This is a genomic window from Streptosporangium oxazolinicum (assembly GCF_039537505.1).
Classification (GTDB): domain Bacteria; phylum Actinomycetota; class Actinomycetes; order Streptosporangiales; family Streptosporangiaceae; genus Streptosporangium; species Streptosporangium oxazolinicum.
This window is the reverse complement of sequence record NZ_BAABAQ010000001.1, coordinates 161,954-172,720: the sequence shown is the minus strand read 5'-3', so window position 1 is coordinate 172,720 and position 10,767 is coordinate 161,954. Positions and strand designations below refer to the sequence as shown.

The window sequence follows — 10,767 nt, the reverse complement described above, 5'->3', positions numbered from 1 at the left end:
GTTTTCTCCCTCCCGCAGGCCCGGTAGCTGGGGATGTGGACCTTTCTTGACCGGAATGTTGCGGCGAAAGCCGTACGTTAATGCGGAGAACGGCCGGAGAAGTGCTCCGCGGCGGGTAAACTCGTCACGGACCCAGAAGCGGTCGGTCGGAAACCGATCGCGGGAGTCATGACACGAACGTCGGCGCCTGGCGAGTGCAACCGTTTTGACGTGTTGCGTTGGGCTGGGTAGTCTTTTCCTTCGTGCCCATGTCTTCATGGGCCTTCATGCGTGCGCGTCGACAGGTTCCCGCTGTGGAGTTGACAGAGGCGCCGCGTGGCCTCCTCCACCGGACCGGCCTTAACCGGGATGTGGCGCGGAACGTGCGCGACACGCCCGACCGCGTGGGTCGGAGGGGCTGAAAGAATCGCAGGTCATGACACCGGCAGCACCTGCAAAATGCATCACATTCGAATTACCGGCTAGCACGAACGGAGACGCGGTGCCCACGATTCAGCAGCTGGTCCGCAAGGGCCGCCAGGACAAGGTCACCAAGACCAAGACCCCGGCGCTCAAGGCCAGCCCTCAGCGACGCGGCACCTGCATGCGCGTTTACACCACGACCCCGAAGAAGCCGAACTCCGCCCTCCGCAAGGTCGCGCGTGTCCGGCTCACCAACGGCATCGAGGTCACGGCCTACATCCCCGGTGTCGGCCACAACCTCCAGGAGCACTCCATCGTGCTCGTCCGTGGTGGTCGTGTGAAGGACCTGCCGGGTGTTCGCTACAAGATCATCCGTGGCTCGCTCGACACCCAGGGTGTCCGTAACCGCAAGCAGGCTCGTAGCCGTTACGGCGCGAAGAAGGAGAAGTAGGAATGCCTCGCAAGGGTTCTCCTGGCCGTCGTCAGCTCATGGCTGACCCGGTTCACAACTCGCCCCTGGTCACCGCGCTCATCAACAAGGTGCTCCTGGACGGCAAGCGATCGATCGCCCAGTCCATCGTGTACGGCGCCCTTGAGGGTGCCAAGGAGAAGACCGGCAACGACCCGGTCGTCACCCTGAAGCGCGCGCTGGACAACGTCAAGCCCACCCTTGAGGTCCGCAGCCGCCGTGTCGGTGGCGCGACCTACCAGGTCCCGGTCGAGGTGCGCGCGGCGCGCAGCACCACCCTGGCCCTGCGCTGGCTGGTGCAGTACTCCCGCGCCCGCCGCGAGAAGACCATGACCGAGCGCCTCATGAACGAACTGCTCGACGCCAGCAACGGCCTCGGCGCAAGCGTCAAGAAGCGCGAGGACACCCACAAGATGGCCGAGTCCAACAAGGCCTTCGCCCACTACCGCTGGTAACAGCGGGTTCGACGAGACGACGAGGACGCGAGAGAAGTGGCCACCACGACCGCTCTTGACCTGGCCAAGGTCCGTAACATCGGGATCATGGCCCACATCGACGCGGGCAAGACCACGACGACCGAGCGCATCCTGTTCTACACCGGTATCAACTACAAGATCGGTGAGGTCCACGAGGGCGCAGCCACGATGGACTGGATGGAGCAGGAGCAGGAGCGTGGTATCACCATCACCTCCGCTGCCACGACCTGCGAATGGCTCGGCCACACGATCAACATCATCGACACGCCGGGCCACGTGGACTTCACGATCGAGGTGGAGCGTTCGCTCCGCGTCCTCGACGGTGCCGTCGCCGTGTTCGACGGCGTCGCCGGTGTCGAGCCGCAGTCCGAGACGGTCTGGCGTCAGGCCGACCGCTACGAAGTGCCCAGGATCTGCTTCGTCAACAAGATGGACCGGGTCGGCGCGGAGTTCCACCGCTGCGTCGACATGATGATCAGTCGCCTGAACGCGACCCCCGCCGTCATCCAGCTTCCCTGGGGCGTCGAGGCCGACTTCAAGGGCGTCATCGACCTGGTCAAGATGAAGGGTCTGCTCTGGAGCGCCGAGGCGGCCAAGGGCGAGATGTACGAGACCGTCGACATCCCGGCCGAGCACGCCGAGATCGCTCGCGAGTGGCGTGACAAGCTCGTCGAGACGGTCTCCGAGAACGACGACGAGCTGATGGAGCTCTTCCTGGAGGGCGTCGAGCCCACCGAGGAGCAGCTGGTCGCGGCGATCCGCCGCGCCACGCTGTCCAGCGCCATCAACCCGGTCCTGACCGGCACCGCGTTCAAGAACAAGGGCGTCCAGCCCCTGCTCGACGCGATCGTCGCCTACCTCCCCGCCCCGATCGACATCCCGGCCTTCAAGGGCCACGCGGTCGGCAAGGAGGAGGAGGTCATCGAGCGTCACGCGGACGTGAACGAGCCCTTCTCCGCGCTCGCCTTCAAGATCATGAGCGACCAGCACCTCGGTCGTCTCACCTACATCCGCATCTACTCGGGCACGCTCGAGACCGGCACCGCCGTGGTCAACTCGGTGAAGGGCCGCAAGGAGCGGATCGGCAAGATCTACCAGATGCACGCCAACAAGCGCGAAGAGCGCCCGTCGGCCGTCGCCGGTCAGATCGTCGCCGTCATGGGCCTGAAGGACACCACCACCGGTGACACCCTGTCGGACCCGGCCCACCCCGTGGTCCTGGAGTCGATGAACTTCCCGGCGCCGGTCATCAGCGTCGCCATCGAGCCCAAGACCAAGGGTGACCAGGAGAAGCTGGGCACCGCGATCCAGCGTCTGGCCGAGGAGGACCCGTCCTTCCAGGTCCGTCGCGACGAGGAGACCGGGCAGACGGTCATCTGGGGTATGGGCGAGCTCCACCTGGAGATCCTCGTCGACCGGATGCGCCGCGAGTTCAAGGTCGAGGCCAACATCGGCCGGCCTCAGGTGGCCTACCGGGAGACCATCCGCCGCAAGGTGGAGAAGGTCGACTACGTCCACAAGAAGCAGACCGGTGGTTCCGGCCAGTTCGCCAAGGTCATCATCGACATTGAGCCGCTGGGCGAGGGCAACGACGGTTACGAGTTCTCCAACAAGGTCTCCGGTGGCCGCATCCCGAGGGAGTACATCCCCTCGGTCGACGCTGGCGCCCAGGAGGCGGCCGAGTTCGGTGTCCTCGCTGGATACCCCATGGTCGGGGTCAAGGTCACCCTGCAGGACGGTGCCTACCACGAGGTGGACTCGTCCGAAATGGCCTTCAAGATCGCTGGCTCGATGGCCTTCAAGGAGGCCGCGCGCAAGGCGGACGCCGTAATCCTGGAGCCGATGATGGCCGTCGAGGTCACCACGCCCGAGGACTACATGGGTGACGTCATCGGTGACCTCAACGGTCGCCGCGGGCAGATCCAGGCGATGGACGAGCGCTCCGGCGCCCGGATCGTCAAGGCGCTCGTGCCGCTCTCTGAGATGTTCGGCTACGTGGGAGACCTCCGTAGCAAGACGCAGGGGCGCGCGAGCTACAGCATGCAGTTCGACTCCTACGCGGAAGTGCCCGCGCACATCGCCAAGGAGATCGTCGCGAAGGTGCGGGGCGAGTAAGTCCGGCACCGTTCCGAGTGCGGGAGGCGAGGAGATCGTCGCCCCGCCACCGGAGGGGTGCGGGGCGAGCAGTCCAGCACCGTTCCGGGTGCGGGGAGCGAGAGATCGTCACCCCGCCACCGGAGGGGTGCGGGGCGAGCAGTCCAGCACCGTTCCGGGTGCGGGGAGCGAGAGATCGTCACCCCGCCACCGGAGGGGTGCGGGGCGAGCTTTCTCGTCGGCCGGTTCCGAGAGGATCGGCCTCCCCAAGCCCGAATATGAAGACGCAAGTCACGTCAGAATCTCTAAGGAGAGAGCAGTGGCCAAGGCCAAGTTCGAGCGGACCAAGCCGCACGTAAACATCGGCACCATTGGGCACATCGACCACGGCAAGACCACTCTGACCGCGGCGATCACCAAGGTGCTCCACGAGCGTTTCCCGAACCTCAACGAGGCGACCCCGTTCGACAAGATCGACAAGGCGCCCGAGGAGAAGGCTCGTGGTATCACGATCTCCATCGCGCACGTCGAGTACCAGACCGAGAAGCGCCACTACGCCCACGTGGACTGCCCCGGTCACGCCGACTACGTGAAGAACATGATCACCGGTGCGGCTCAGATGGACGGTGCGATCCTCGTGGTCGCCGCCACCGACGGTCCGATGCCGCAGACGAAGGAGCACGTCCTCCTGGCCCGCCAGGTCGGCGTCCCCTACATCGTCGTGGCCCTTAACAAGTCCGACATGGTGGACGACGAGGAGATCCTGGAGCTCGTCGAGCTCGAGGTCCGCGAGCTTCTCTCGGCCCAGGAGTTCCCCGGCGACGACCTGCCGGTCGTCCGCGTCTCGGCGCTGAAGGCGCTCGAGGGCGACGCCAAGTGGGGCGACTCGATCATCGAGCTCATGACCGCCGTGGACGAGAACGTCCCCGAGCCGACCCGTGAGACCGAGAAGCCGTTCCTGATGCCGATCGAGGACGTCTTCTCGATCACCGGTCGCGGCACGGTCGTCACCGGCCGTATCGAGCGCGGTATCGTCAAGGTCAACGAGACCGTCGACATCATCGGCATCAAGGAGACCAAGACCACCACCACGGTCACCGGTGTCGAGATGTTCCGCAAGCTCCTCGACGAGGGCCAGGCGGGCGACAACGTCGGTCTGCTCCTGCGCGGCATCAAGCGCGAGGACGTCGAGCGCGGCCAGTGCATCATCAAGCCGGGCACGACCACCCCGCACACCGAGTTCGAGGCCCAGGTCTACATCCTGAGCAAGGACGAGGGCGGTCGCCACACCCCGTTCTTCAACAACTACCGCCCGCAGTTCTACTTCCGTACGACCGACGTGACCGGCGTGGTGAACCTCCCCGAGGGCACCGAGATGGTCATGCCCGGCGACAACACGGAGATGAACGTCGCGCTGATCCAGCCCATCGCGATGGAGGACGGTCTCAAGTTCGCCATCCGTGAGGGTGGCCGCACCGTCGGTGCGGGTCGAGTGACCAAGATCATCAAGTAGTACGATCGCGGAGTGGCGGTCGGCCCTCGAAGCAGGGCCGGCCGCCGCCTCACGAGAGGGCCGCGCCGCAGGGCGCGGGCCTGGCAGGACCCCACGAACCGTGATCTCGCAGTTGGTTCGGCCGAAGGATGACCGAACTAATTGCCAGATCACGGAAGAAAGCGCGGACTCACAGCGTCTGCTACGTGGGGCATGTGCGGAGAACGCCGCCCCCCGGGCGAGACGTGCTCCGGCACGACGTGGCGGGACCGTCCAGACGGGCCCGGCCATGACACAGCGGCAACAGGCCGCACGTAACTTTTTCAGACGACAGTGAAGGACACCGAGGCCATTATGGCGGGACAGAAGATCCGCATTCGGCTCAAGGCCTATGACCACGAGGTCATCGACGTCTCGGCCAAGAAGATCGTCGAGACGGTGACAAGGACTGGCGCCAAGGTCGCGGGCCCGGTGCCGCTGCCGACCGAGAAGAACGTGTACTGCGTCATCCGCTCGCCGCACAAGTACAAGGACAGCCGCGAGCACTTCGAGATGCGCACGCACAAGCGGCTGATTGACATCATCGACCCGACGCCGAAGACGGTCGACTCGCTCATGCGACTCGACCTTCCCGCCGGCGTTGACATCTCGATCAAGCTCTGAGGGAACGCACTGACATGGCTAACAAGATCAAGGGCGTCCTGGGCAAGAAGCTCGGCATGACCCAGGTCTTCGACGCGGACAACCGGATGGTCCCGGTGACCGTCGTCGAGGCTGGCCCGTGCGTCGTGACCCGCGTCCGCACCGCCGAGAAGGACGGCTACACCGCCGTCCAGCTGGGCTTCGGCCAGGTCGACCCGCGGAAGGTCAACAAGCCGCTCGGCGACTACCTGCGCAAGCACGACATCACCCCGCGCCGTTACTTCGCGGAGATCCGCACCGACGACGCGAGCGACTACACCCTGGGCCAGGAGCTCCTCGCCGACACCTTCGAGGCCGGCCAGTTCGTCGACGTGACGGGCAAGAGCAAGGGCAAGGGGTACGCGGGTGTCATGAAGCGCCACGGCTTCAAGGGCCTCGGCGCCTCGCACGGTACGCAGCGCAAGCACCGCTCGCCCGGTTCCATCGGTGGCTGCGCCACCCCCGGCCGCGTCTTCAAGGGCGTGCGCATGGCGGGCCGGATGGGCAACGTCCGCACGACCGTCCAGAGCCTCAAGGTTCACGCCGTGGACGTCGAGAAGGGTCTCATCCTGATCAAGGGTGCGATCCCCGGCGCCAACGGCAGCCTGGTCCTGGTCCGCACCGCCGCCAAGAAGGGGGCTGCCAAGTGAGCACCATTGACGTCCTCGACGTACGCGGTGAGAAGGCCGGCACCGTCGACCTGCCGGAGGACATCTTCGGCACGAAGGTCAACATCCCGCTGATCCACCAGGTCGTCGTGGCCCAGCTCGCCGCTCGCCGGCAGGGCACCCACAAGGCGAAGACCCGCGGTGAGGTCCGAGGCGGCGGCAAGAAGCCGTACCGCCAGAAGGGCACCGGCCGCGCCCGCCAGGGTTCGACCCGCGCCCCGCAGTTCACCGGCGGTGGCACCGTCCACGGCCCGGTCCCGCGGGACTACTCGCAGAAGACTCCCAAGAAGATGAAGGCCGCCGCCCTGCGCGGGGCCCTGTCCGACCGGGCGACCGGCGGCCGCGTTCACGTGGTCAGCGGTCTGGTCGAGGGGGAGACCCCGAAGACCAAGGCGGCTCTCGAGTCGCTTCGCAGGATCACCAAGGCCCGCAGCGTCCTGGTCGTCGTCGACGAGGGTGACGAGCTCAGCTGGCTGAGCCTGCGCAACGCTCCCGAGGTCCACCTCCTGGACGCCGGGCAGCTCAACACCTACGACGTGCTCTGCTACGACGACGTCGTCTTCACTCAGGACGCGTACGACCAGATCGTGGCGCGCCTGGGCAAGAGCGGGAAGGAAGACGCCTGATGGAGAAGATCGCCGACCCGCGCGACATCATCATCAAGCCGGTTGTCTCCGAGAAGAGCTACGGCCTGATCGACGAGCACAACAAGTACACGTTCCTGGTGCGGAAGACGGCCAACAAGACGCAGGTCAAGATCGCCGTTGAGAAGATCTTCGGTGTCAAGGTCGCCAGCGTCAACACCATCAACCGCCAGGGCAAGCGGAAGCGGACCAGGTTCGGCTACGGCCAGCGCCCGGCCACCAAGCGAGCCATCGTCAGCCTGGTCGAGGGTGACCGGATTGACATCTTCGGCCAGATCGGCTGACGCGCTCGCTCAGTAAGTACAGGGAGAACGCCCCTCACCGTCTGGTGAGGGGCATTCGACCGGATTAACCGACGAAGGATGAACGAAAAAGATGGGCATCCGTAAACTCAAGCCGACGACCCCGGGTCGCCGCGGCGCCAGCGTCTCGGACTTCGCCGAGATCACGCGCAGCACGCCCGAGAAGTCGCTGCTTGCACCCCTGCACAGCAAGGGTGGCCGTAACGTCCACGGCCGAGTCACCACCCGTCACCAGGGTGGTGGCCACAAGCGCGCCTACCGGATCATCGATTTCCGGCGTCACGACAAGGACGGGATCCCGGCCAAGGTCGCTCACATCGAGTACGACCCGAACCGCACGTCCCGCATCGCGCTGCTGCACTACGCCGACGGGGAGAAGCGCTACATCCTCTGCCCGACCGGCCTGAAGCAGGGCGACAACATCGAGAACGGCCCCACGGCCGACATCAAGCCGGGTAACTGCCTCCCGCTGCGCAACATCCCGACCGGTACCTTCATCCACGCGGTGGAGCTCCGTCCGGGCGGTGGCGCCAAGCTGGGCCGGTCCGCCGGCGCGCAGATCCAGCTCCTCGCCAAGGAGGGCCAGTACGCCACGCTGCGTATGCCCTCCGGTGAGATGCGCCAGGTCGATGTTCGCTGCCGGGCCTCGATCGGCCAGGTCGGCAACGCCGAGCAGGCCAACATCAACTGGGGTAAGGCCGGACGCATGCGGTGGAAGGGCAAGCGCCCCACCGTCCGCGGTGTCGCGATGAACCCGGTCGACCACCCGCACGGTGGTGGTGAGGGTAAGACCTCCGGCGGTCGTCACCCCGTCAACCCCAAGGGCAAGCCCGAGGGACGTACCCGTGCGGCGAACAAGGCCAGCGACCGGCTGATCATCCGCCGTCGTACCAAGCGGAAGAAGCGGTAGGAGCAGCCAAAATGCCACGTAGCCTTAAGAAGGGTCCCTTCGTGGACGACCACCTTCAGAAGAAGGTGGATGTCCAGAACGAGAAGGGCACCAAGAACGTCATCAAGACGTGGTCGCGGCGCTCCATGATCGTGCCCGACATGCTCGGTCACACGATCGCCGTTCACGACGGCCGCAAGCACGTCCCGGTGTTCGTCACCGAGTCGATGATCGGCCACAAGCTGGGTGAGTTCGCTCCGACGCGAACCTTCCGCAGCCACGTCAAGGAAGACCGCCGCAGCCGGCGATAAGCGCCTCAGGAAGAGGACGTCGAGAGACGGACTCGACCGAAACGAAGGGTAAGAGGAGTAAGCGATGGAAGCCAGGGCTCAGGCGCGGTTCGCGCGCCACACGCCCATGAAGGCCCGCCGTGTGGTGGACCTCATTCGCGGGCTGCCCGCTTCGGAGGCGCAGGCCGTGCTGCAGTTCGCTCCCCAGTCGGCGAGCGAGACCGTGTACAAGGTGCTCTCGAGCGCCATTGCCAACGCGGAGCACAACTTCAAACTCGACCGTGACACGCTCTTCGTGAGCCGTGCCTGGGTCGACGAGGGCCCGACGCTGAAGCGGTTTCGTCCCCGTGCTCAGGGTCGTGCCTATCGGATCAACAAGCGGACCAGCCACATCACCGTGATCGTGGAGTCCCGCGAGCCGAAGGGGAGGACCCGCTAGTGGGTCAGAAGGTTAACCCGCACGGGTTCCGCCTCGGCATCACGACCGACTTCAAGAGCCGGTGGTATGCCGACAAGCTCTACAAGTCGTACGTCGCCGAGGATGTGGCGATCCGCCGCATGCTCAAGAAGGGCATGGAGCGGGCCGGCATCTCCAAGGTGGAGATCGAGCGGACCACCGACCGGGTACAGGTCGACATTCACACCGCCCGTCCGGGCATCGTCATCGGCCGCCGCGGCGCCGAGGCGGACCGGATCCGCGGTGACCTCGAGAAGCTGACCAAGAAGCAGGTCCAGCTGAACATCCTCGAGGTCAAGAACCCTGAGATCGACGCTCAGCTCGTCGCCCAGGGTGTGGCCGAGCAGCTGTCCAGCCGTGTCTCGTTCCGCCGTGCCATGCGCAAGGCGATGCAGTCGGCGATGAAGAGCGGCGCCAAGGGCATCCGGGTGCAGTGCTCCGGTCGTCTCGGCGGCGCCGAGATGTCCCGTTCGGAGTTCTACCGCGAGGGCCGCGTGCCCCTGCACACCCTCCGCGCGGACATCGACTACGGCCTGTACGAGGCCCGCACCACCTTCGGCCGCATCGGCGTGAAGGTGTGGATCTACAAGGGTGAGGCTCCGACCAGCCGCGCCGAGCGCGAGGCGGCCGCCGCCGGTGCTCGCGCCGGCCAGCGTCGTGACCGCGACGACCGTCGCGGCCCCGGTGCCGGTGGCGGCGACCGTCCCCGTCGTGGCGGCGCCGGTGGCGCCCGTCGTGGCGCCGGTGCCGGTCGTGGCGAGCGTGCCGGCGGCTCCGCCGCCCCCAGGAACGAGGCGGCCTCGCAGGCTGCCCCCGAGACCGGCCCGGCTGCGCAGCCGGGTGCTGAAGGGAGCTGACCATGCTGATCCCGCGCAGGGTCAAGCACCGCAAGCAGCACCGGCCCGACCGTCACGGCGCCGCCAAGGGTGGCACCAGGGTCGTGTTCGGCGAGTTCGGCATTCAGGCGATTGAGCACTCCTACGTGACCAACCGCCAGATCGAGTCGGCTCGTATCGCGATGACCCGTCACATCAAGCGTGGCGGAAAGGTCTGGATCAACATCTATCCGGACCGCCCCCTCACGAAGAAGCCCGCCGAGACCCGCATGGGTTCCGGTAAGGGTTCGCCGGAGTGGTGGATCGCCAACGTCAAGCCCGGCCGCATCATGTTCGAGCTGTCGGGTGTCGCCGAGCCGGTGGCTCGCGAAGCCCTGCGTCGTGCGATGCACAAGTTGCCGATGAAGTGCCGGTTCGTCAAGCGTGAAGTGGGTGAGGCGTGATGGCTAAGGGCCTGACCGCCGGTGAGCTGCGGGTGGAAGACCAGGACACCCTGGTCACGAAGCTGAAGGAAGCCAAGGAGGAGCTGTTCAACCTCCGCTTCCAGGCAGCGACCGGCCAGTTGGAGAGCCACGGGCGGCTGCGCGCCGTCCGCCGCGAGATCGCCCGTATCTACACCGTGATGCGCGAGCGGGAGCTCGGAATCGTCACGGTAGAGAAGGAGTCGATCGATGGCTGAGGCCACGGAAACCACGACCGAGACGCGGAACTACCGCAAGACCCGTGAGGGTCTGGTCGTCAGCGACAAGATGGACAAGACTGTCGTGGTCGCTGTCGAGGACCGCGTCAAGCACCCCCTGTACGGCAAGGTCATCCGCAGGACGACCAAGTACAAGGCGCACGACGAGGCCAACACCTGCGGTGTCGGCGACCGTGTCCTCCTGATGGAGACCCGGCCGCTGTCCGCCAGCAAGCGCTGGCGGGTCATCGAGATCCTCGAGAAGGCCAAGTAGGCAACGCGCCTCGTGGGGGGTGACACCGTCACCCCCCATGACGGCGTCCAAGGGGGCGAAGCGATCTTCGCCCCGCCTGCGGCGGCGGTCCTGAGACGGGCTGTCGCCGGGGGA

At 66.1% G+C, this 10,767-nt stretch carries 15 protein-coding genes; all 15 read left to right on the top strand.

The features are described 5' to 3' along the window. Nucleotides 1–481 precede the first annotated feature (481 nt). A complete protein-coding gene (rpsL, locus tag ABD817_RS00825) occupies nt 482–853 on the top strand; it encodes a 30S ribosomal protein S12 (RefSeq protein WP_012887826.1) in 372 nt (123 codons plus the stop codon). 2 nt (nt 854–855) lie between these two features. Beyond that, on the top strand, nt 856–1,326 hold the full coding sequence (rpsG, locus tag ABD817_RS00820) for a 30S ribosomal protein S7 (protein WP_012887827.1): 471 nt from the start codon (nt 856–858) through the stop codon (nt 1,324–1,326). A gap of 87 nt (nt 1,327–1,413) precedes the next feature. Continuing rightward, nucleotides 1,414–3,462, top strand: coding sequence for an elongation factor G (gene fusA / locus ABD817_RS00815; protein WP_425583259.1), 2,049 nt, complete (start codon nt 1,414–1,416; stop codon nt 3,460–3,462). A 298-nt stretch (nt 3,463–3,760) separates the two neighbouring features. Continuing rightward, the gene (tuf, locus tag ABD817_RS00810; RefSeq protein ID WP_344913796.1) at nt 3,761–4,954 is read left to right on the top strand and encodes an elongation factor Tu; all 1,194 of its coding nucleotides are present in this window, start codon (nt 3,761–3,763) and stop codon (nt 4,952–4,954) included. Nucleotides 4,955–5,287: 333 nt separating this feature from the next. Then, complete coding sequence (gene rpsJ / locus ABD817_RS00805; RefSeq protein WP_030912931.1) at nt 5,288–5,596, top strand: 30S ribosomal protein S10; 309 nt, start codon at nt 5,288–5,290, stop codon at nt 5,594–5,596. Between the two features lie 14 nt (nt 5,597–5,610). Further along, complete coding sequence (gene rplC, locus ABD817_RS00800) at nt 5,611–6,264, top strand: 50S ribosomal protein L3 (protein WP_344913793.1); 654 nt, start codon at nt 5,611–5,613, stop codon at nt 6,262–6,264. Further along, entirely contained in the window at nt 6,261–6,908 is a 648-nt protein-coding gene (gene rplD, locus ABD817_RS00795) for a 50S ribosomal protein L4 (RefSeq protein WP_344913790.1), read from the top strand. Before rplC ends, rplD begins: the two co-directional genes overlap by 4 nt. After that, nucleotides 6,908–7,210 (top strand): 50S ribosomal protein L23, encoded by a 303-nt coding sequence (rplW, locus tag ABD817_RS00790; RefSeq protein WP_030912923.1) that lies wholly within the window; start codon nt 6,908–6,910, stop codon nt 7,208–7,210. The genes rplD and rplW overlap by 1 nt, the downstream gene beginning before the upstream one ends. Nucleotides 7,211–7,301: 91 nt before the next feature. Continuing rightward, on the top strand, nt 7,302–8,138 hold the full coding sequence (gene rplB, locus ABD817_RS00785) for a 50S ribosomal protein L2 (protein WP_329089941.1): 837 nt from the start codon (nt 7,302–7,304) through the stop codon (nt 8,136–8,138). A gap of 11 nt (nt 8,139–8,149) precedes the next feature. Beyond that, nucleotides 8,150–8,428 carry a 30S ribosomal protein S19 gene (gene rpsS / locus ABD817_RS00780; protein WP_012887835.1) on the top strand — a complete coding sequence of 93 codons (279 nt, stop codon included), beginning with the start codon at nt 8,150–8,152 and terminating at the stop codon, nt 8,426–8,428. A 64-nt stretch (nt 8,429–8,492) separates the two neighbouring features. Beyond that, on the top strand, nt 8,493–8,846 hold the full coding sequence (gene rplV / locus ABD817_RS00775) for a 50S ribosomal protein L22 (RefSeq protein WP_030912916.1): 354 nt from the start codon (nt 8,493–8,495) through the stop codon (nt 8,844–8,846). Next, a complete protein-coding gene (rpsC, locus tag ABD817_RS00770) occupies nt 8,846–9,721 on the top strand; it encodes a 30S ribosomal protein S3 (RefSeq protein ID WP_344913787.1) in 876 nt (291 codons plus the stop codon). The genes rplV and rpsC overlap by 1 nt, the downstream gene beginning before the upstream one ends. 2 nt (nt 9,722–9,723) lie before the next feature. After that, a complete protein-coding gene (gene rplP / locus ABD817_RS00765; protein ID WP_030912912.1) occupies nt 9,724–10,143 on the top strand; it encodes a 50S ribosomal protein L16 in 420 nt (139 codons plus the stop codon). Then, nucleotides 10,143–10,379 carry a 50S ribosomal protein L29 gene (gene rpmC / locus ABD817_RS00760; RefSeq protein ID WP_030912909.1) on the top strand — a complete coding sequence of 79 codons (237 nt, stop codon included), beginning with the start codon at nt 10,143–10,145 and terminating at the stop codon, nt 10,377–10,379. The genes rplP and rpmC overlap by 1 nt, the downstream gene beginning before the upstream one ends. Continuing rightward, nucleotides 10,372–10,653 carry a 30S ribosomal protein S17 gene (gene rpsQ, locus ABD817_RS00755; protein ID WP_326635528.1) on the top strand — a complete coding sequence of 94 codons (282 nt, stop codon included), beginning with the start codon at nt 10,372–10,374 and terminating at the stop codon, nt 10,651–10,653. The genes rpmC and rpsQ overlap by 8 nt, the downstream gene beginning before the upstream one ends. Nucleotides 10,654–10,767 lie beyond the last annotated feature (114 nt).

Bases quoted from the DNA above. Each gene is read 5' to 3' on its own strand.
- rplB (WP_329089941.1), top strand. From the start codon at position 7,302: ATGGGCATCCGTAAACTCAAGCCGACGACCCCGGGTCGCCGCGGCGCC.
- rpmC (WP_030912909.1), top strand. From the start codon at position 10,143: ATGGCTAAGGGCCTGACCGCCGGTGAGCTGCGGGTGGAAGACCAGGAC.
- rplV (WP_030912916.1), top strand. From the start codon at position 8,493: ATGGAAGCCAGGGCTCAGGCGCGGTTCGCGCGCCACACGCCCATGAAG.
- rplP (WP_030912912.1), top strand. From the start codon at position 9,724: ATGCTGATCCCGCGCAGGGTCAAGCACCGCAAGCAGCACCGGCCCGAC.
- rplW (WP_030912923.1), top strand. From the start codon at position 6,908: ATGGAGAAGATCGCCGACCCGCGCGACATCATCATCAAGCCGGTTGTC.
- rpsJ (WP_030912931.1), top strand. From the start codon at position 5,288: ATGGCGGGACAGAAGATCCGCATTCGGCTCAAGGCCTATGACCACGAG.
- rpsG (WP_012887827.1), top strand. From the start codon at position 856: ATGCCTCGCAAGGGTTCTCCTGGCCGTCGTCAGCTCATGGCTGACCCG.
- rpsQ (WP_326635528.1), top strand. From the start codon at position 10,372: ATGGCTGAGGCCACGGAAACCACGACCGAGACGCGGAACTACCGCAAG.
- rpsS (WP_012887835.1), top strand. From the start codon at position 8,150: ATGCCACGTAGCCTTAAGAAGGGTCCCTTCGTGGACGACCACCTTCAG.
- rplC (WP_344913793.1), top strand. From the start codon at position 5,611: ATGGCTAACAAGATCAAGGGCGTCCTGGGCAAGAAGCTCGGCATGACC.
- fusA (WP_425583259.1), top strand. From the start codon at position 1,414: ATGGCCCACATCGACGCGGGCAAGACCACGACGACCGAGCGCATCCTG.